The sequence below is a fragment of the Microbacterium sp. ZW CA_36 genome, assembly GCF_044987475.1.
Lineage (GTDB): Bacteria > Actinomycetota > Actinomycetes > Actinomycetales > Microbacteriaceae > Microbacterium.
Map to the genome: position 1 here is coordinate 1 of NZ_JBJDRL010000004.1, position 18,398 is coordinate 18,398.

Annotated in this window: 20 protein-coding genes and 1 tRNA gene; 16 read left to right on the forward strand and 5 right to left on the reverse strand. The window is 70.6% G+C overall.

What is annotated here, in order from left to right; all coding sequences use genetic code 11:
• The 3 genes from ACI3KX_RS03500 to ACI3KX_RS03510 form a co-directional block, all read left to right on the forward strand.
• On the forward strand, window positions 1–945 hold a 945-nt coding region (locus ACI3KX_RS03500; protein ID WP_404907746.1), incomplete at its 5' end, for an ABC transporter ATP-binding protein.
• Entirely contained in the window at window positions 921–2,486 is a 1,566-nt protein-coding gene (locus ACI3KX_RS03505) for a hypothetical protein (protein ID WP_404907747.1), read from the forward strand. The genes ACI3KX_RS03500 and ACI3KX_RS03505, both read left to right, overlap by 25 nt.
• A gap of 75 nt (window positions 2,487–2,561) precedes the next feature.
• Window positions 2,562–2,828 carry a DUF3039 domain-containing protein gene (locus tag ACI3KX_RS03510; protein WP_163617487.1) on the forward strand — a complete coding sequence of 89 codons (267 nt, stop codon included), beginning with the start codon at window positions 2,562–2,564 and terminating at the stop codon, window positions 2,826–2,828.
• On the opposite strand, the gene ACI3KX_RS03515 is transcribed toward ACI3KX_RS03510, so the two are convergent.
• A complete protein-coding gene (locus ACI3KX_RS03515; RefSeq protein WP_404907751.1) occupies window positions 2,814–4,208 on the reverse strand; it encodes a nicotinate phosphoribosyltransferase in 1,395 nt (464 codons plus the stop codon). The genes ACI3KX_RS03510 and ACI3KX_RS03515 overlap by 15 nt on opposite strands.
• A 41-nt stretch (window positions 4,209–4,249) precedes the next feature.
• Between ACI3KX_RS03515 and murI the strand changes: the two genes are divergently transcribed.
• The 4 genes from murI to ACI3KX_RS03535 all read left to right on the forward strand — a co-directional run bounded on the left by murI (window position 4,250) and on the right by ACI3KX_RS03535 (window position 7,550).
• Window positions 4,250–5,077 carry a glutamate racemase gene (gene murI, locus ACI3KX_RS03520; protein WP_363357102.1) on the forward strand — a complete coding sequence of 276 codons (828 nt, stop codon included), beginning with the start codon at window positions 4,250–4,252 and terminating at the stop codon, window positions 5,075–5,077.
• Between the two features lie 26 nt (window positions 5,078–5,103).
• Window positions 5,104–5,859 carry a ribonuclease PH gene (gene rph / locus ACI3KX_RS03525; protein ID WP_404907752.1) on the forward strand — a complete coding sequence of 252 codons (756 nt, stop codon included), beginning with the start codon at window positions 5,104–5,106 and terminating at the stop codon, window positions 5,857–5,859.
• 83 nt (window positions 5,860–5,942) lie between these two features.
• A complete protein-coding gene (rdgB, locus tag ACI3KX_RS03530; RefSeq protein WP_404907894.1) occupies window positions 5,943–6,545 on the forward strand; it encodes an RdgB/HAM1 family non-canonical purine NTP pyrophosphatase in 603 nt (200 codons plus the stop codon).
• A 93-nt stretch (window positions 6,546–6,638) separates the two neighbouring features.
• Window positions 6,639–7,550: a cation diffusion facilitator family transporter gene (locus ACI3KX_RS03535; protein WP_404907755.1), complete on the forward strand. Its 912-nt coding sequence runs from the start codon at window positions 6,639–6,641 to the stop codon at window positions 7,548–7,550.
• Window positions 7,551–7,615: 65 nt separating this feature from the next.
• Here ACI3KX_RS03535 and ligD read toward each other — a convergent pair whose 3' ends face one another.
• Window positions 7,616–10,459 (reverse strand): non-homologous end-joining DNA ligase, encoded by a 2,844-nt coding sequence (ligD, locus tag ACI3KX_RS03540; protein ID WP_404907756.1) that lies wholly within the window; start codon window positions 10,457–10,459, stop codon window positions 7,616–7,618.
• A 71-nt stretch (window positions 10,460–10,530) separates the two neighbouring features.
• Here ligD and ACI3KX_RS03545 point away from each other — a divergent pair, with 71 nt between their 5' ends.
• The gene (locus ACI3KX_RS03545) at window positions 10,531–11,457 is read left to right on the forward strand and encodes a Ku protein (protein WP_349427165.1); all 927 of its coding nucleotides are present in this window, start codon (window positions 10,531–10,533) and stop codon (window positions 11,455–11,457) included.
• A gap of 27 nt (window positions 11,458–11,484) precedes the next feature.
• Here ACI3KX_RS03545 and ACI3KX_RS03550 read toward each other — a convergent pair whose 3' ends face one another.
• From ACI3KX_RS03550 to ACI3KX_RS03560, 3 genes are all read right to left on the reverse strand, one after another.
• On the reverse strand, window positions 11,485–12,270 hold the full coding sequence (locus ACI3KX_RS03550; protein ID WP_349427166.1) for a VTT domain-containing protein: 786 nt from the start codon (window positions 12,268–12,270) through the stop codon (window positions 11,485–11,487).
• Window positions 12,271–12,314: 44 nt separating this feature from the next.
• Window positions 12,315–12,396 (reverse strand) — tRNA-Leu (locus ACI3KX_RS03555).
• A gap of 70 nt (window positions 12,397–12,466) precedes the next feature.
• Window positions 12,467–12,673, reverse strand: a complete 207-nt coding sequence (locus ACI3KX_RS03560; protein ID WP_349427167.1) for a PLDc N-terminal domain-containing protein — start codon at window positions 12,671–12,673, stop codon at window positions 12,467–12,469.
• Between the two features lie 105 nt (window positions 12,674–12,778).
• Here ACI3KX_RS03560 and ACI3KX_RS03565 point away from each other — a divergent pair, with 105 nt between their 5' ends.
• The 8 genes from ACI3KX_RS03565 to ACI3KX_RS03600 all read left to right on the forward strand — a co-directional run bounded on the left by ACI3KX_RS03565 (window position 12,779) and on the right by ACI3KX_RS03600 (window position 18,369).
• Entirely contained in the window at window positions 12,779–13,927 is a 1,149-nt protein-coding gene (locus tag ACI3KX_RS03565; protein ID WP_404907760.1) for a CpaF family protein, read from the forward strand.
• Window positions 13,924–14,784 carry a type II secretion system F family protein gene (locus ACI3KX_RS03570; protein ID WP_363357107.1) on the forward strand — a complete coding sequence of 287 codons (861 nt, stop codon included), beginning with the start codon at window positions 13,924–13,926 and terminating at the stop codon, window positions 14,782–14,784. The genes ACI3KX_RS03565 and ACI3KX_RS03570 overlap by 4 nt, the downstream gene beginning before the upstream one ends.
• A complete protein-coding gene (locus ACI3KX_RS03575) occupies window positions 14,781–15,710 on the forward strand; it encodes a type II secretion system F family protein (RefSeq protein WP_404907762.1) in 930 nt (309 codons plus the stop codon). Before ACI3KX_RS03570 ends, ACI3KX_RS03575 begins: the two co-directional genes overlap by 4 nt.
• 31 nt (window positions 15,711–15,741) lie before the next feature.
• Entirely contained in the window at window positions 15,742–15,930 is a 189-nt protein-coding gene (locus tag ACI3KX_RS03580) for a hypothetical protein (RefSeq protein ID WP_349428945.1), read from the forward strand.
• A 28-nt stretch (window positions 15,931–15,958) separates the two neighbouring features.
• Window positions 15,959–16,369, forward strand: a complete 411-nt coding sequence (locus ACI3KX_RS03585) for a TadE/TadG family type IV pilus assembly protein (RefSeq protein ID WP_349428946.1) — start codon at window positions 15,959–15,961, stop codon at window positions 16,367–16,369.
• A 52-nt stretch (window positions 16,370–16,421) separates the two neighbouring features.
• Window positions 16,422–16,892, forward strand: coding sequence for a TadE family protein (locus tag ACI3KX_RS03590; RefSeq protein WP_404907764.1), 471 nt, complete (start codon window positions 16,422–16,424; stop codon window positions 16,890–16,892).
• Complete coding sequence (locus tag ACI3KX_RS03595) at window positions 16,889–17,335, forward strand: pilus assembly protein TadG-related protein (RefSeq protein WP_404907766.1); 447 nt, start codon at window positions 16,889–16,891, stop codon at window positions 17,333–17,335. Before ACI3KX_RS03590 ends, ACI3KX_RS03595 begins: the two co-directional genes overlap by 4 nt.
• Window positions 17,336–17,544: 209 nt before the next feature.
• Entirely contained in the window at window positions 17,545–18,369 is an 825-nt protein-coding gene (locus ACI3KX_RS03600; RefSeq protein WP_404907768.1) for a serine protein kinase RIO, read from the forward strand.
• The last annotated feature ends 29 nt before the right edge of the window (window positions 18,370–18,398 follow it).

Genomic DNA, 18,398 nt, shown 5'->3' on the forward strand with positions numbered 1-18,398 from the left:
GCCCCGGTGGCGATCGCGCCCGCGGCGCCTGCCCCCGTGGCTCCCGAGCCGGTGGCCGAGCCCGAGGTCGAGCCGACACGGACGCTGCTTCCCGCGCACGCCGCGGCGGACACCACGTCTGCCGTCGACGGGGCGCCGGCCGCGGCATCCGTCCTCCTCGACACGCCGCCAGTTCCCGCGGCCGCCGGCGATGCGCTCGTCCTCCGCGGCGTCACAAAGCGCTTCGGCAGCACCCACGCGGTCGACGGCATCGACCTCACCGTCCCCGCCGGCACGTTCTACGGCCTCGTGGGGCCGAACGGAGCAGGCAAGACCACCACGCTCTCGATGATCGCCGGTCTGCTCGAACCGGATCGCGGCACGATCCACATCGGCGGAGTGGATGCCGCGGCCAAGCCGCTGGCCGTCAAGCGACTGATGGGGGTGCTGCCGGATCGACTGCGCACGTTCGACCGGCTGACGGGGCGTCAGCTCCTCTACTACTACGGGGTGCTGCGGAAGCTGCCTCCCGCGGTCGTCGAGAGTCGCACGGCCGACCTCGCACGCGCATTCGACCTCGAGGACGCCCTCGGCCGCAGCGTGTCGGACTATTCCGCCGGCATGCTCAAGAAGGTCATGCTCGCCGGCGCACTCATCCACTCTCCGCGCCTGCTCGTCCTGGACGAGCCGTTCGAGGCCGTCGACCCGGTCTCGAGCGCGATCATCCTGGACATCCTCTCGACGTACGTCGCCCACGGCGGCACGGTGATCCTGTCCAGCCACGGCATGGACCTCGTCGAGCGCGTCTGCACGCGTGTGGCGGTCATCGTCGCCGGCCAGGTGCTCGCCGAGGGCACCGTCGCCGAGGTGCGCGGCGAGCTGACGCTGGAGCAGCGTTTCGTCGAACTCGCCGGAGGCCTCAGCGACGTGGAGGGTCTCGAGTGGCTGCACACGTTCTCCGACTGAGGATCGCACTGCTGTTCGGCGCACTCCGCGGGGACGCGGGGCACGTCGTCCGCGTGGTGGGCGCGCTGCTGCTCCTGGTCGCGGCGACGGTCGCGGCCTGCTGGGGACTCCTGACGCTGCGGGATGCCGCCACCGAGGAGGCGCTGGCCGTCACCGTCCTCGGCGGCTCGGCGGTCACCCTGGGCTTCGCGCTCGCCCCGCTCTTCGGAGCCGTCGACGATCCGCTGGATCCGCGGCGGTTCGCGCTGTTCGGTCTGCCGCGCGGCGGTCTCGCCTTCGTGCTCGCCGTCGCCGGACTCATCAGCGTGCCGATCCTGGTCCTCCTCGCCGTGGCGGTCTGCGCCGCGATCGTGTGGGCAGACCACGGCGTGCCCGTCGCCGTCGGAGTCGTGAGCGTGCTCCTCGGCGTCCTGACCTGCGCACTGCTGGCGCGCGTGTGCATGGCGCTGGCGTCCCTGTTCCTGCGCGACCGGCGTTCGCGTGAGCTGTCGGGCGTGTTCGTGCTCGTGGTGCTCGTGGTGGTCGTCCCGGTCGGGGTGTTCCTCGCGTCGCTCGAATGGCAGGGCACCGTGCCGACACAGCTTCTCGAGGCCGTGGACGCGCTGGCGCTCACACCGCTCGGCGCCGCGTGGGCACTTCCGGGGATGGCGGCGGTCGGCGGCGACGTGTGGATGCCGGCTCTCATCGCCGTCGGGACGGTGGTCGTGCTGGCGCTGCTGTGGGCGTGGGCCGTCAGACGGCTCCTGACCACGACCGAGCGGCCCACGACCGGCCGCGCGCGCGGCGGCCTCGGATGGTTCGGCGTGGCACCGGGGACGCCCGGCGGCGCGATCGCGGCGCGCAGTCTCATGTACTGGTTCGGCGATCGCCGGTACGTGGTCAACGGCCTGGTGATCCCGTTCGCGGCGGCCATCACCGTCGTGCCGCTGCTCATCGCCGGTGTGCCGCCCGAGCTCGTGGCGCTCGTGCCGGTGCCGTTCGCCGCGCTCTTCCTCGGCTGGCTGCCGCACGACGACGTCGCGTACGACTCCACGGCGGTGTGGATGCACATCGCGAGCGGCGTGCGGGGTGTGTCGGACCGCGTCGGTCGCCTGGTGCCCGTGCTGCTCGTGGGCGTGCCGCTGCTGGCGGTGGCCATCCCGGTGGCGACCTCGCTGCACGGGCGATGGGCGGTGCTGCCGGCTCTCACCGGCGTCTGCGCCGCGCTCTTCCTGTCGGGTCTCGGCCTGTCGAGCATCTCGTCGGTCGTCGCTCCCTACGCGGTGTCGCGCCCCGGCGAGAGCCCCTTCCAGCAGCCGCAGCGCACGACCGCTGTGGGTGCGCTGGCGCAGGGCTCGGTGATGCTCGGGGCCCTGGTTCTCTCGGCGCCGGTGCTCTGGTGCGGCTGGCTCGCCCTCCATGGCGACCCGGAGGCCACCGACATGGCGCTGTGGGGCGGCCTTGCCATCGGGTTCGGCGTGCTCGTCGTCGGCGTCACCGTCGGCTCGATCGCGTTCGAGCGTCGTGGTGGACGGCTGATGGAGTTCGCCGAGTCGACCTGACGCCGGCCCGTTCGACGAACTCCGAGTCGCCAGGACCGGCCCGGCGGGGGTCGGCCCCGACTACACTGGCAGACCATGAGCACCCCGCTGGACAGCCCTGATCAGGGCGGCATCGCGACCCTCGATCGCGAGCTCGAAGAGCTCCTCAAAGAAGAGAACATCGAACCGGGTGACCACGAGCGCTTCTCGCACTACGTCAAGAAGGACAAGATCCTCGAGTCGGCGATCACCGGCAAGCCGGTGCGGGCACTGTGCGGCAAGAAGTGGACGCCGGGTCGCGATCCCGAGAAGTTCCCGGTCTGCCCGACCTGCAAAGAGATCTACGAGTCACTCGGCGCCTGACGCCACAGTCGGCTGAGCGATCGCCGCGGCTTCGGACGCGTCGGCGTAGACCGTCGGGATGGCCGGGTCGGAGCGACTGAGCGCGAGAGCGCGCACCGGAAGCTCCTCGCGCACCCGGGCGTGATGTGCACGGGCGGCCTCGACGCCGGCCGTCCCTTCGAACGCGGCATCCGGTTCGCCGTCGGTCACCAGCGGAACCTGCAGCGCACGCGCCGCCGGGTGCGACGCGGCGGTGTCGAGCGCTTCGAAGCCATCCGACACGACGATGAGCTCGCTCGTGGCCGTGCCTTCGTCCAGCGTGCGGAACGCCGCCTTGCGGCCGCCCTTCGATCCCTTGTCGGTCGAGGCCTTCGCCACGCCGACCCACCCGCCGTCGGAGTCCTGACGCGCGACGAGCTTGTAGACCATGCCGGCGGTCGGCGTGCCGGACCCCGTCACCACCGACGTGCCCACGCCGTACGCATCGACGGGGGAGGCCGCGAGCGCGGCGATCGCGTACTCGTCGAGATCGCTGGTCACCGTGATCCGGGTGCCGGTCGCGCCCAGCTCGTCGAGCTGCGCGCGCACCTCGGCGGCCACCGTGGGCAGATCGCCCGAGTCGATGCGCACGCCGCCGAGGCCGGTCCCCGCGATCCGCACGGCCGTCTCCACACCGCGGCGGATGTCATAGGTGTCGACGAGGAGCGTCGTGCCGACTCCCAGCGCATCGATCTGCGCGCGGAAGGCGTCCTCTTCGGTGTCGTGCAGGAGTGTCCACGAGTGCGCGGCGGTGCCCATCGTGGGGATGCCCCAGCGGCGTCCTGCCTCGAGGTTCGAGGTCGCGGCGAACCCGACGATGTATGCCGCGCGGGCCGCGGCGACGGCCGACCTCTCGCCCGCCCGCCGGGAGCCCATCTCGGCAAGGGGCCGGTCGCCGGCGGCGACGCTCATGCGGGCGGCGGCGGTGGCGATGGCGGAGTCGTGGTTGAGCACGCTCAGCGCCAGTGTCTCGAGCACGACGGCCTCGGCGAACGTGCCCTCGACGGTGAGGATGGGGGAGCCCGGGAAGTAGAGCTCACCCTCGCGATAGCCGGTGATCGAGCCGGTGAACCGGTAGCCCTCCAGGAAGTCGAGGGTGGCGGCATCCACCACCTTCTCGTCGCGCAGGAACCGCAGTTCTTCGTGGTCGAAGCGGAAATCGCGGATCAGCGACAGCAGCCTGCCCGTGCCGGCGACCACGCCGAACCGTCGTCCGGCCGACAGTCGCCGGCCGAACAGCTCGAAGACGCAGCGGCGCTCGGCGGTGCCGTCGCGCAGGGCCGCGTCGACCATCGTGAGCTCGTAGCGGTCGGTCAGCAGGGCGGTCGAGGCGCCCCCTCGCGAAGCGTGCCCGTGGGTCATGCGGGCCAGCCTAGTGAGCGCCTGGCGTAGGCTGGGGCATCGTGAACGACGCGCCGATCGGAATCTTCGACTCCGGAGTCGGCGGTCTCACCGTCGCACGGGCCGTCTCGGCGCTGCTTCCCCAGGAGTCGATCCTCTACATCGGCGACACGGCGCGTTCGCCGTACGGCCCGAAGCCGATCGCGGATGTCCGCCGCTACGCGCTCGAGGTGCTCGACGAGCTGGTGGCGCAGGGCGTGAAGATGCTCGTCATCGCCTGCAACACCGCGTCGGCTGCCATGCTGCGCGACGCCCGCGAGCGGTACGACGTGCCGGTCGTCGAGGTGATCAACCCCGCGGTGCGCACCGCGATGTCGACGACCCGCAACGGCCGTGTCGGCGTCATCGGCACGGCCGGCACGATCTCGTCGGGGGCGTACCAGGACATGCTCGGCGTCAACGAGCAGCTGACGGTGTTCGCCCAGGCGTGCCCCCGTTTCGTGGAGTTCGTCGAGGCCGGCGTCACCGGCTCGCCCGAGGTGCTCGCGGTCGCCGAGGAGTACCTCGCACCGCTCCGCCACGCCGGCGTCGACACCCTCGTCCTCGGCTGCACGCACTACCCGTTCCTCGAGGGCGCGATCAGCTACGTGATGGGACCCGACGTCAGTCTCGTGTCGAGCGACACCGAGACCGCGAAGGACGTCTACCGTCAGCTGGTCTCCCGTGACCTGCTCGCGGGTCCGGATGCCGAGCCCCAGCACGTCTACGAAGCCACCGGCGCGTCCGCCGACGAGTTCCTGCGCCTCGCGCACCGGCTGATGGGCCGCGAGGTCAGCTCCGTGCGACTGGTCCAGACCGGCGCCATCGATCTGCCGACCCGCCTCGGCTGAGGCATCCGTACCGTCAGAGGAGAGAAATGACCGATATCACCCGTGCCGACGGCCGCACCGTCGACCAGCTGCGTCCCGTCACGATCGAGCGGGGCTGGTCGAGCCAGGCCGAGGGTTCGGCGCTCATCTCGTTCGGGAACACGAAGGTGCTCTGCACGGCGTCGTTCACGAACGGCGTGCCGCGATGGCTCAACGGCAAGGGCAAGGGCTGGATCACCGCCGAGTACGCGATGCTGCCGCGCGCCACGAACGACCGCAACGACCGCGAGAGCGTCAAGGGCAAGATCGGCGGCCGCACCCACGAGATCTCCCGGCTGATCGGCCGCGCGCTCCGCGCCGTCGTCGACACGAAGGCACTCGGTGAGAACACCATCGTCATCGACTGCGACGTCCTGCAGGCCGACGGCGGAACGCGCACGGCCGCGATCACCGGCGCGTACGTCGCGCTCGCCGACGCCATCGAGTGGGGCCGCCGCAAGAAGTTCATCGGCCAGAAGGCGCAGGTGCTCTTCGACTCGGTGTCGGCCGTGTCGGTCGGCATCATCGACGGCGAGCCGATGCTGGACCTGGCCTACGTCGAGGATGTCCGCGCCGAGACCGACATGAACATCGTGGTGACCGGTCGTGGACTGTTCGTCGAGGTGCAGGGCACCGCCGAGGGTGCGCCGTTCGACAAGCGGGAGCTCGACGCCCTCCTCGAACTCGGCGTCAACGGCTGCGCGGATCTGCGCGCCCACCAGCTCGCCGCGCTCGGCGAGGGAACGGCCGAGGGCGCGGCGTGACCGCTCACCCCGACGACATGGCGGAGGCGATCGCCGAGGTGGAGGCGGAGACGGCGGCCGCGGGTACCGACGTCGCCGGAGCCCTGAGCCAGATCGTGCTCGCGACCCACAACCGTCACAAGGTCGAGGAGTTCCAGGCGATCGTGGCGGCCACGCGCCCGGACCTCGTCGTGGTCGCCTACGACGGCCCCGAGCCGGTCGAGGACGGCGTCACCTTCGCCGAGAACGCGCTGATCAAGGCCCGCGCGGCGGCCGAGCACACGGGCCTTCCCGCGCTCGCGGACGATTCCGGCATCTGCGTCGACGTGCTCGGCGGTGCGCCCGGCGTGTTCTCCGCCTACTGGGCAGGGCACGCGAAGGATGCCGCGGCGAACCTCAACCTGCTGCTGGACCAGCTCTCCGACATCCGGGATCCGCACCGCACGGCGCAGTTCGTCTCGACGATCGCGTTCGTCGTGCCCGGCGACGCGTCACGCGAGAGCGTCGTGGAGGGCGTATGGCCCGGACGCCTCGCCACGGCGGCATCGGGTGAGGGCGGCTTCGGCTACGACCCGATCTTCATCCCGGACGGCCAGGAGGCCGACACCGAGCGGACCGTCGGCGAGTGGACTTCGCTCGAGAAGAACACCGCATCCCACCGCGCACGCGCGTTCGAGGCGCTCGCACCGCTGCTCGCGGAGCTGTGAGCCGCGCCAGGGCGGGCTGCGACTGAGAATCACGATCATTCCCGACTAGCCGGAACGGCGGCCGGCGCCGCCGCTCGGGCTTAGCCTGGGCGCATGCACGATCACGCGCCGACCGGGATCCGCGGGGCCGGCAACCGCCGTCTCCTCGGCGTCTCGCTCGCGATCACCTCCACCGTGATGGTGGTGCAGATCGTCGGCGCGGCGCTGTCGGGATCCCTCGCGCTCTTCGCGGACGCGGCTCACATGTTCACGGATGCCGCAGCCCTCGTGATCGCGCTCGTCGCGAGCACCGTCGCCGCCCGCCCGGCCAACGACCGCCGAACGTTCGGCTATCAGCGCGCCGAGGTGTTCGGCGCCCTGGTCAACGCGATCATCCTCATCGTGCTCTCGGCGTGGGTCGCGTTCGAAGGCATCTCGCGACTGCTGGACCCCGGCGAGGCCGAGATCGCCGGCGGTCTGATGCTGGCGATCGCCGTCGTCGGGCTCGTCGCGAACGCTGTCGCCATGTGGCTGCTCAGCGCGGCGCAGCGGCACAGCATCAACGTCCGCGGTGCCTATCTGGAGGTGCTCGGCGATCTCTTCGGCTCGGCCGCCGTGATCGTCGCAGCGATCGTCGTCATCACGACGGGGTGGGATCAGGCCGACGCGATCGCGTCGCTGCTCATCGCGGCGATGATCGTGCCGCGCGCGATCGGGCTGCTCCGCGAAGTCGTGTCGGTGCTCGCCGAATCGGCCCCCGAGGGCACGCATGTCACCGAGATCCGCGACCACATCCTCGCCACCCCGGGTGTCGTCGCCGTGCACGACGTCCACGTGTGGCAGCTGACCCGCGGCGCGCCGGTGTTCACCGCCCACGTCGTGGTGGAAGACGCGGCCCTCGCCGACGGCCGGGCGGCCGGGATCCTCAGCGGGCTGCAGAGCTGTCTGTCGCAGCATTTCGACGTCGAGCACTCCACGTTCCAGCTCGAGCCCGCCGGTCACGTCGAGCACGACGCGCACGCCTGAGCGCTCCTCATCATCTCGCCGGCGCCTGTCCAGAGCCCGGCAACCCGCTCAGCGACAGGAGGCGCTCAGTCCTCGCGCCGCACCTCGTCGGGGCTCTTGTCGGGGCGGAGGCCGCGCCACCTCGGGTGGCGGAGGATGCCGCCGGGGGTGAACTCGCCGTACTCGACTTCGCCGACGAGCGCCGGCCGGACCCACAGGGCATCGCGGGCATCGAGCGGCGGCACGCCCACGAGCGGATTGGCGTCGGTGCGCAGCGGCAGCAGCTTCTTCATGAGGGTCGCGAGGGTCGAGTCGCTGAAGCCGGAGCCGACGCGACCCGCATAGCGCAGGCCCGCCTCGTCCGGGATGCCGAGCAGCAAAGACCCGAAGGTGTTCCTGCGAGCGCCTTTCCCGGGGCGGATGCCCGCGATCACCACCTCCTGCGTGCGGGTGATCTTGACCTTCAGCCATGACTCGGACCTGCCTCCGCGCAGGTACCGCGAGCCGGGATCCTTGACGACGATCCCCTCGAGTCGCAGTTGGATGCTCGTGTCGAGCGCCGCATCGACGTCGTCGAAAACCGGCGGGATAACGATCGCGTCGACGGATGCCGCCGCCACCGCTTCGAGCACGTCGCGCCGTTCGCGCAGCGGAAGGTCGGCGAGGTCGTCGCCGTCGTGCGAGAGGACGTCGAACAGGTAGTAGCGCACGGGCGTCCGTCGGGCTTCTCGGGCGATGTCGCCCGCGCGCTCGAGGTTCATCCGGGTCTGCAGCAGTGGAAAGCTGGGACGACCATCGGGCTCGAGCGCGACCAGCTCGCCATCGAGCACTGCGAGCTCGTCGCCGAGGCCGGCGTCCACCGCCGTCAGCTCGGGATACCGATGGGTCACCTCGTTGCCGCTGCGCGCGAAGAGCCGCAGCCGCTGACCGTCCCACACACCGACGGCGCGGATCCCGTCCCATTTCATCTCGACCCAGGTCTCGCCGGTGCCGTCTTTCGCAGCCCACGCACGGGCCGCCGCACGAGCCGTTCCCGGAGTCGCGGACGAGGCGAGCATCGGTCGGAGGTCGGCCATCGGGACTGTCGACACACCCTGCGAAACGTCATTGAACTTCCGGTTCACACGGGACTGAGGCAGGGAATCGGGGCCTGACCGGGGTTCGATGCTGGTGTGTGAACCGGAACTCACCTGGGGTTCGGTGGTGGTGTGTGAACCGGAATTCACGTGGGGTTCGGTGGTGGTGTGTGAACCGGAATTCACGTGGGGTTCGGTGGTGGTGTGTGAACCGGAATTCACGTGGGGTTCGGTGGTGGTGTGTGAACCGGAATTCACCTGGGGTTCGGTGGTGGTGTGTGAACCGGAACTCACGTCGGGTTCGGTGGTGGTGTGTGAACCGGAACTCACATGCCCTTTTCGGGGAGGCTCCTCGCCTCGGCGCGGGGACCGGGACGCCGCTCGCTGCGCCGGGCTGTGGGGCTCGTCGGCTTGGGGAGTGGGCTCCACGACCGTGCCGTCCGGCTGCGGCCGGCCGTCGGCATCCGTCTTCATCCGGTGCAGCAGCCAGCTCGACTTCTCGCCCTCGCCCTCGGTGCGGATGAGCGCGAGACGCACGCGTCCGAGCGGCCCGCCCGGCCGCCCCTCGAGGGTCGCGATGATCTCGTCCTCGCGCCACTTCTCGAGGTCGTAGCGGCCGTCGTCCCAGATCGTCACGGTGCCGCCACCGTACTCATCCGCGGGGATCGTGCCCTCGAAGCTCGCGTACTCCATCGGGTGATCCTCGGTCATGACGGCGAGGTTGTTCCGCTTGTACGAATGCGGGACACCGCGGGGGACCGCCCAGCTCACCAGCACGCCGTCGCGCTCGAGCCGGAAGTCCCAGTGCAGGCGGCTCGCGTGATGCTCCTGGATCACGAAGCGCGGCCGATCACTCGACGGGGTGGACCCCAGCGGATTGGCGGGCACCGGCTCGGGGGTGCGCTGCGCGCTGCGCTTGGAGATGTAGGCCGACAGGGGTCCGGACTCGGCCTCGCGCCCGCCGGCGTGGAAGCCGAGCGCCGCCATCGGATCGCCGATGGACTCGATCCGCTCGAGCACCTCCGTGAAATCGAGGTGGCGCAGCTGCGGGTCGGCGAGCTCGTCCCACGTACGCGGCGCGGCGACCGTGGGGTGTGCGCGGCCGCGCAGCGAGTACGGCGCGATCGTCGTCTTCGACCCGTTGTTCTGGCTCCAGTCGATGAGCACCTTGCCGTGGCGCTCGCTCTTCTTCATGCTGCTGACGACGAGGTCGCGGTGATCCGCCTCGATCGCGCGGGCGAGTTCGTTCGCGAGCGCGGACGCCTGCTCGGTCGACTGGCCGGGCGGCAGCGCGGTGTACAGGTGGATGCCCTTGCTGCCGCTGGTCACCGGGTACGGCTCGAGTCCCATGCCGACCAGGATGCCGCGTGCCCAGCCGGCGACCACGGCGCACTCCGGCAGGCCCACGCCGGGGCCGGGATCGAGGTCGAGCACGAGGCGGTCGGCGGGCCCACGTCCGCCGTCGGGCGCGAAGCGCCACTGCGGCACGTGCAGCTCGAGGCTCGCCACCTGCGCGAGGTAGACGAGCGTCGGGATGTCGCCGACCAGCGGATACTCCTTGGTGCCGGTGGAGTGGGGGATCGGCATCCGCTTCACCCACGACGGAGCACCGCGCTCGAGGTCCTTCGCGAAGAAGACCATGCCGGGGTCCTCCTCGGTGCCGACGCCGTCCGGCCAGCGCTTGCGGGTCACGGGACGCCCGATGACATGGGGGATCAGCACCTCGCCGATGCGCGAGTAGTAGTCGATGACCTCGCCCTTGGTGGTGCCCGTCTCGGGATAGAGCACCTTGTCGAGGTTGGTGATGCGCAGGCGCCGGCCGCCGATGCGCACGAGCTGCTCCTCTCCCGCCATGGCCACAGAGTATCGGCGACGAGAGGCGCAAGGGGTGGCCCGGTGTCGGCGCACTGGTGTTCACTGGTGTGGTGAGAGCGATCTGGAAGGGTGCACTGACGTTCGGACTCGTCAACGTGCCGGTGAAGGTGTACTCGGCGACAGAGGACCACGACGTCTCTCTGCATCAGGTGCACAACAAGGACGGCGGTCGCATCCGCTACCAACGGGTGTGCGAGGTCGACGGCGAGGTGGTGCCGTACTCCGACATCGACAAGGCGTACGACGACGGCGAGAAGACGGTCGTGCTCACCAAGGACGACTTGGCGTCGCTCCCAGCGGAGAAGAGCCGCGAGATCGATGTCGTCGAGTTCGTGCCGAGCGAGCAGATCGACCTCCTGACGCTCGATCGCGCGTACTACCTCGAACCGGATTCCGCGTCGCCGAAGGCGTATGTGCTGCTGCGCAAGACGCTGGAGCAGACCGACCGGACCGCGATCGTCCGGTTCTCGCTGCGACAGAAGACCCGGCTGGCGGCCTTGCGCGTGCGCGGCGAGGTCCTCGTGCTGCAGACCCTGCTCTGGGCCGACGAGGTTCGCGAAGCGGCGTTCCCGGCGCTGGATGAGAGCGTGCGGATCTCGGCCAAGGAACTCGAGCTGTCGGCATCCCTCGTCGAGAGCTTCTCGAGCGACTTCGACCCCGAGGAGTTCACCGACGAGTACCAGCAGGAGCTGCGCACCCTGATCGAGGCGAAGCTCGAGAAGGGCGACGCGCTGGACACCACCGAGACCTTCGGCGAGCAGGAGGAAGAAGAGGCAGGCGGCGAGGTCATCGACCTCATGGCGGCGCTGCGTGCCAGCGTTGAGAAGTCCCGTGCGGCTCGCGAAGGCGGCGGATCGAAGGCGTCGGACAAGAAGGATGCCGGGGCCGACGACGAGCCGGCGGCGAAAGCACCCGCCAAGAAGCCCGCGGCGAAGTCGTCCGCGAAGAAGCCCGCCGCCAAGAAGAAGGCCTCCTGACGGTCCGAGTCGCGGGTAGCCTCCGGGTCAGGCCTTCGGGGCGCCATCCTCGTGGTGCTCGGGGCCGCGATCGAACACCTCGGGATCGAGCACGAGCGCCTCGGCCTCGCTGTGGTCGGTGACGACGTCCTCACCCGCCGCGGCGGCCTTCTTCGCCTTGCTGCGCTCGCGGAAGTAGTGCCACAGCGTCACAAGCGCCGTGCCGCCGACCGCGGCGAGCAGGATCAGGTCGATGTAGTTCTCGACGAAGGTGGCGACCGGCGGGATGAACCCGATGGCGTAGCCGAACATCGTGAGGCCGAAGCCCCACAGCACCGCGCCGATGAAGTTGTAGAGCGTGTACTTCCACTTGTTCATGTGCCCGACGCCCGCGGCGACCGGGGCGAAGGTGCGCACGATCGGCACGAAGCGGGCCAGGATGATGGTGAGTCCGCCGAACCGCTCGAAGAACGCGTTCGTGCGCTCGACGTTCTTGACGCTGAACAGACCGGATTCCTTCTTCTCGAAGACCGCCGGGCCGCCCTTGTGACCGATGTAGTAGCCCACCTCCCCGCCGAGGAATGCGGCAAGACCGATCAACAGCGCCACCCACCACACGCTGATGCCGAACACGCCGTTCGGCGCATACGACTGCGGATGCGACAGCAGGCCTGAGATGACGAGGAGCGTGTCGCCGGGGAGAAGGAATCCGATGAGCAGGCCCGTCTCGGCGAAGACGATGAAGCACACGGCGACGAGCGCCCAGGGGCCCGCCCATTCGATGATGGCGGCCGGATCCAGCCAGGGGATCAGCGCGGAAGGAACAGCGTGCACGGTGGTTTCCCGTCGTCAGTCGGCGGAGGATGCGAGAACTCGCGTGCGGAAGGTGGGACTTGAACCCACACGCCCGAAGGCACAGGAACCTAAATCCTGCGTGTCTGCCGATTTCACCACTCCCGCAAGTGGCTCTCAGTCTACTGAGGGGACCGGGAGTCGGCTGTGGGGCTGACCCCCCGTTTCGCGGAGGAGATCAGCGGCGGATGCCGAACAGGAAGTAGCTCGCCGGTCCGATCCAGTTCACGAGGATCGCGGGGATCCACGCCGCCTTCGGTCCGCGCACGTCGTCCGCGTCGCGGTGGGAGAGATCCCAGAACGCCAGGAACGCGAACGCCACCTGCACGAGGCCCAGAACGCCCAGGCCCGCCTTCGCCGCCGGGGCCAGTTCCGTCTTGGTCATCATCGTCGTCCTTTCATCGGTGCCTCCATCCTGCCCCTCGGTCGCGGCGACCGCATCTGTGGATAACTTTCGGCTGGCTCCGGGCCGAATTGCGAGGATGCTGAAGTGACCTCCTCGAGCGCTCCCGTCGCGACCCTCGTGGCCGAGCGGGTGCGCGAGAGACTGCGCGCCGAACGGTCGGATCCGACCCGCGACCCGGAGTTCGCGGCGCAGGTCGCGCGCGCCGAGGTGCGCCGGCACAACGACTTCGCCCTGGCGCGCGGGCTGGCGCCGGTCGACGACGAGACGGCCTGCGTGCGGGAGGTGCTCGCCGCCGTCGCCGGGTTCGGGCCGCTGCAGGCGTACCTCGACGATCCGACCGTCGAGGAGGTCTGGATCAATGCTCCTGATCGCATCTTCGTCGCGCGGGCGGGAGTCGCAGAGCGGGTGCCGCTGATGCTGACCGACACCGCCGTGCGAGACCTCGTCGAGCGGATGCTGCAGTCCAGTGGTCGGCGCGTCGATCTGAGCCAGCCCTTCGTCGACGCCTCGCTGCCCGATGGCAGCCGCCTGCACGTCGTCATCCCCGACATCACGCGGCGCCACTGGGCGGTCAACATCCGCAAGTTCCTGCCGGCGTACCGCGACCTCGGTCGCCTGGTCGCCGCGGGATCGATCGCTCCCCGGGCCGCCGCACTGCTGCGCGATGCGATGATCGCCGGGCAGTCGGTCCTCGTCTCGGGTGCGACGCACGCGGGCAAGACGACGCTGCTGGGCGCGCTCATCGCGGCGTGCCCGCCGGAGCATCGCATCGTGACGGTGGAGGAGACGTTCGAGCTCGCCGTCGCGGCACCCGACCTCGTCTCGCTGCAGGGACGCCAGCCCAGCCTCGAAGGGACGGGCGAAGTCACGCTGCGGCGTCTCGTCAAAGAGGCGCTTCGCATGCGTCCCGACCGTCTGGTCGTCGGAGAGGTGCGCGACGCCGAGGCGCTCGACCTCCTGCTGGCGCTCAACACCGGCGTGCCTGGTGCGGCGACCATCCACGCGAACTCGGCGCGCGAGGCGCTCGGCAAGCTGGCCGCGCTGCCGCTGCTCGCGGGGCGCAACATCGACGCGAGCTTCGTGCAGCCGGCGGTCGCGGCATCCGTCCACCTCGTCGCGCACTGCGAGCGGGACGCCGGGGGAGCGCGGCGCGTCGTGGAGATCGTGGCACCGACCGGTGTGGCGGACTCCGTCATCACGGCTCGCACGCTCTACCGGGCGGACGCCCTGTGACGTTCGTCTGGGGTGCGGTGCTGGCAGCCGGGGTCCTGCTGGTGCTGTCACCGTGGCTGTGGCCCGCGGACTTCCGCCGTCGCCCCGGCACGGCCCGCCGCGGCCGGATCGCCCGCCTGCTCGAAGACGCGGGGATGCCCCGCACCTCGGTCGCCTCGGTCGCGGTGGTGGCGGGTGTGTGCGCTGTGGTCGCGGCCGCGATCGCGTGGCTCGTGGCACCGGTGGCCGCGCTGGCCCTCGTTGCGGCGGTCGCGGGAGCGATCGCCCCGTTCGCGTGGCTGCGTGCGCGGCGTTCGAAGCTCCTGCGCACGCGGCGCGGGCTCTGGCCCGACGTGTGCGATCTGCTCATCGCTTCGGTGCGGGCGGGGATGTCGCTTCCTGACGCGGTGGCGAGCCTCGCCGATTCCGCACCCGCCGAGCTGCGGCCGGCATTCGCGGGGTTCGCCCGCGACATGTCGGCGTCGGGTCACTTCGACTCCAGCATCCAGCGGCTCAAGATCAGCCTCGCCGATCCCGTCGCCGACCGCATCGTCGAAACGCTGCGGATGGCACGGCAGGTGGGTGGCACCGAGCTCACCTCGGTGCTGCGGGCGCTTGCCGGCTCGGTGCGCGCGGACGCGGCCCTGCGTGCCGAAGTCGAATCGCGGCAGTCGTGGATCCGCGGAGCGGCGGTGCTCGGTGTGGTCGCACCCTGGGTGATCCTGGCCCTGCTGGCGATGCGTCCGGAGGGAGCCCGCGCGTACGGCAGCCCCGGCGGCATCGTGCTGATCCTTGTCGGTGCGGCGGTGTCTCTGGTCGCGTACCGGCTCATGATCCGGCTGGGGCGCCTTCCCGAACCGCGGAGGTGGTTCGGGTGATCGCCACCGGGATGAGCGACCTCGCCTTCGCCGTCGTGCTCGGCACCGCCCTCGGGGTGGGCGTGTGCCTGCTGATCTCGCTCGCGCCGCGATGGGGCGCGCCGAGCCTGGCCCGACGGATCGCGCCGTACATCCGCGATGTGACAGACCCACGCGGTCTCGATGTCGTGGCCCCGGGTGGCGGATCTCCACTCGCCTGGTCCGCGTTCGCGCGCGGGCGGTTTGCGCGTCTGGCCGGCGGTGACGCAATCCTGGCACGACGCCTGCACCGCGCAGCCTGGACGATCGATGCCGCACGATTCCGCAGTCGTCAGCTCGGCTGGGCGATCGCGGGCCTCGGGGTCGGCGGCGGTGTCGTGGTCGTCCTGGTGCTCGCCGGACGCGGATCACCCGTCCTCGGCCTCCTGCCGCCCGTCGCGGCGGTCGCGGCCGCGCTCGGCTACGACGCCTGGCTCACTCACGCCGCTCAGGCGCGCGCCGCGCGGATCGAGGAGGAGCTCCCCACGGTGCTGGAGTTCCTCGCGCTCTGCCTGTCGGCAGGCGAGGGCATCCTGGACTCGCTCCGGCGTGTGAGCGAGGTCGGCGCGGGGGAGCTCACCAGCGAGCTGCGCGGTGTCGTGATCGCCGTCGGCACGGGTTCGCCGCTGTCGGAATCGCTGACGCGGCTGGCCGCGGGACTCGAGATCCCGGCGCTGACCCGTGCCATCGACCAGCTCGTCGCCGCCATCGAACGCGGCGCCCCGCTGGCGCATGTGCTTCAGGCGCAGGCGCTCGACGCGCGTGAGGACGCCAAGCGCGCGCTCATCGAACGCGCGGGCCGGAAGGAGATCTACATGCTCATTCCGCTCGTGTTCCTGATCCTGCCGCTGAGCGTCCTGTTCGCGGTGTTCCCCGGGATCTTCATGCTTCGACTCGGACTCGGCTGATCGGCCGGAAGGAGAAATGATGAAAGCACGGATGCAGCGCCTCACGGCTCGGCTTCGCGGCACGTGGGACGACCTCGCGGACGACGAGCGGGGTGACGTGCCCGGGTGGGTCCTGATCACGCTCATGACCGCGGGACTGGTCGTCGTGATCTGGGCCATGGCCGGCCCCGCGCTCGCCGATCTGTTCGAGCAGGCCATCAGCCGCGTCTCCGGGCTCTGACGCCGTGCACCGGTCCGTGGCCAGGACGATGCGGGTCGTGCGCTCGCGGGTCGCCGCGGACGTGTGCGACGACGCCGGTGCGAGCCCGGTGGAGTTCGTCCTCGTCGGCACGCTCCTCACTGTTCTGACACTCGGCGTGCTGCAGTTCGGACTCGCGGTGTACGTGCGCAACGTCGTGCACGACGCGGCCGTCGAGGGCGCCTACCACGCCGCGCTCGCCGACACGACGCTCGAAGAAGGCGCACGCCGCACGCGCGAGATCGTCAGCCGCACGATCGGCGGCGAGTACGCCGCCGATGTCGCCGTGGGGGAGACGTCGGCACTCGGTCAGGAGACCGTCGAGATCCGCGTCGCCGCGACGCTGCCGCTGATCGGCTTGCTCGGCGCGCCGCGCCTGCTGGAGGTGACGGCGCATGCGCCTGTCGAGTCGTTCGACTGAGGCCCGAGGGGCGGGGTGCCGCCGCGGCGGCACCGTCGATGCGAGGGCCGGTGTGAGGTCGAGCCGCGACGGGCAGAGCCCGCCGACGGCGTCCGATGACTCCGAAGCAGGCTCCGCGGCGCTCGAGTTCATCCTGGTGGGACTGCTGCTCCTCGTGCCCCTGGTGTACCTGGTGGTGTCGCTGGGACTCATCCAAGGTCAGAGCCTCGGCGCCGAGGCCGCGGCCCGCCATGTCGCGCGGGCCGTGTCGACAGCGGTCGACGCGGAGGACGCCCGCGCCCGCGCCGATGCCGTGATCGCCGCCGTCTCCGACGAGTACGGGCTCGACGACGTCGACCTGTCGATCGAGTGCACGCCCGTGGGGACGACCTGCCCGCGCGCCGGCGCGACTCTGCACGTGAGCGTCCGGACGGTGGTGGCGCTGCCGCTCGTGCCGCCGGTGCTCGACCTCGACCGTATCGCGGCTATACCGATAGAGGCGGCGGCCGTGCACAAGGTCTCGCGATTCTGGAGCGAGCGATGAGGGCCGGGCTGCGGGCGTGCGCACGCGATCGCGACCCGCTGGGCGACGACGAGGGCAGCGTGCTGATCCTGACCCTCGGCTACGCGGTGCTCGCGATCGCGGTGATCCTCGTCGGCACCGCCGCGACCAGCCTCTACCTCGCCCAGAAGCAGCTCGACGCGGTGGCGGATGCCGCGGCTCTTGCCGCCGCCGACGGCTTCGAGCTCTCCATCGTCAGCGGTGAGCCCCTCGCGACGCTGACCGATGCCGGTGTGCACCAGGCAGCTGCGGCGATGGTGGGCCAGATCGGAGAGGATGCGCGGCTCGTTTCGGCGGCGACTCCCGACGGCGTCTCGGCGCGTGTCACGGTCGCCGGGCAGTGGCATCCGCCCATCGTCACCGTGTTCGTGCCCGACGGTGTGGCGCTCGAGGCGACCGCGACGAGTCGCACGGCGCTGCGCTAGTCCCACAGGGGTGACCGGTAGGACATCCGAAATCGTGATGGATGCCGGACCCTCGCTCCGCTACAGTGAGGCGAGTCGGTGCCGCGGCACCCCGATCGGAAGGAGGACCACGATGGCTGTCTTCGTCACGCCCTGTGTCCACATCCCTTCCCTCGAGGTCGCCCGCACCCACTGATATCGGCGGCCTCCCACCCTGGAGTGTCCAACCGATGTCATCCGTACGCCTCGACGCGTCCGCATCCGTCCTTCCGCCGGAGCTCGAGCCCGGCGCCGATCAGCGCTGGTCCACCTGGCCGGCTTCTTCACCCACTCAACGCGGCCCCCTGCCGCACCCGCACTGGCTCGTGACCGCATCGGGGGCGTTCGACACCGAGCTCGGCATCGTCAAGACCGGCAAGGAAGCCGACGTGCACCTCATCGAGCGCGCCGTTCCGGGCACAGCCGGAGTCCTCCTCGCAGCCAAGCGGTACCGCACCTCTCACCACAGCGACTTCCACCGTTCGGGCAGCTACGAAGAGGGCCGCACGATGCGCAACACCCGCGACGCCCGCGCGGTGGGCCGCAAATCGGCGTACGGCCGCTCCGTGGCTGCCGGGCACTGGGCGGTCAGCGAGTTCGACGCGCTGTGCCGCGCCTGGCAGGCCGGGGTTCCCGTGCCGTACCCGGTGCAGGTGAGCGACACCGAGGTGCTCATGGAGTTCGTCGGCGACGGCCGCGCTGCGGCGCCCCGGCTCGCTCAGAGCCGGCTGCACGGAGAGGAACTGAGGGATGCCTTCGAGCAGGTCGTCGGCATTCTCGAGGCCTTCGCACGAGCGGGCTTCGCGCACGGCGACCTGTCGCCGTACAACCTGCTCGACCACGAGGGGCACATCGTCGTGATCGACCTGCCGCAGATCGTCGACGTCGTCGCCAACCCGCAGGGGCTCGACTTCCTCTACCGCGACGTCGTGAACGTGTCGACCTGGTTCGCGCGGCGCGGTCTCGACAACGATCCGGAGGACGTGTTCGCTCACCTCGTCGGCGTGATGTGGTGAGCTTCGGCGGACGCACAAGAGGCCCGGTC

Excerpts from the sequence above, each read along its gene's own strand:
- ACI3KX_RS03510 (WP_163617487.1), top strand. The coding sequence starts at position 2,562 with ATGAGCACCCCGCTGGACAGCCCTGATCAGGGCGGCATCGCGACCCTC.
- ACI3KX_RS03515 (WP_404907751.1), bottom strand. The coding sequence starts at position 4,208 with ATGACCCACGGGCACGCTTCGCGAGGGGGCGCCTCGACCGCCCTGCTG.
- rph (WP_404907752.1), top strand. The coding sequence starts at position 5,104 with ATGACCGATATCACCCGTGCCGACGGCCGCACCGTCGACCAGCTGCGT.
- ACI3KX_RS03535 (WP_404907755.1), top strand. The coding sequence starts at position 6,639 with ATGCACGATCACGCGCCGACCGGGATCCGCGGGGCCGGCAACCGCCGT.
- ligD (WP_404907756.1), bottom strand. The coding sequence starts at position 10,459 with ATGGCGGGAGAGGAGCAGCTCGTGCGCATCGGCGGCCGGCGCCTGCGC.
- ACI3KX_RS03560 (WP_349427167.1), bottom strand. The coding sequence starts at position 12,673 with ATGACCAAGACGGAACTGGCCCCGGCGGCGAAGGCGGGCCTGGGCGTT.
- ACI3KX_RS03580 (WP_349428945.1), top strand. The coding sequence starts at position 15,742 with ATGCAGCGCCTCACGGCTCGGCTTCGCGGCACGTGGGACGACCTCGCG.
- ACI3KX_RS03585 (WP_349428946.1), top strand. The coding sequence starts at position 15,959 with ATGCGGGTCGTGCGCTCGCGGGTCGCCGCGGACGTGTGCGACGACGCC.
- ACI3KX_RS03595 (WP_404907766.1), top strand. The coding sequence starts at position 16,889 with ATGAGGGCCGGGCTGCGGGCGTGCGCACGCGATCGCGACCCGCTGGGC.
- ACI3KX_RS03600 (WP_404907768.1), top strand. The coding sequence starts at position 17,545 with ATGTCATCCGTACGCCTCGACGCGTCCGCATCCGTCCTTCCGCCGGAG.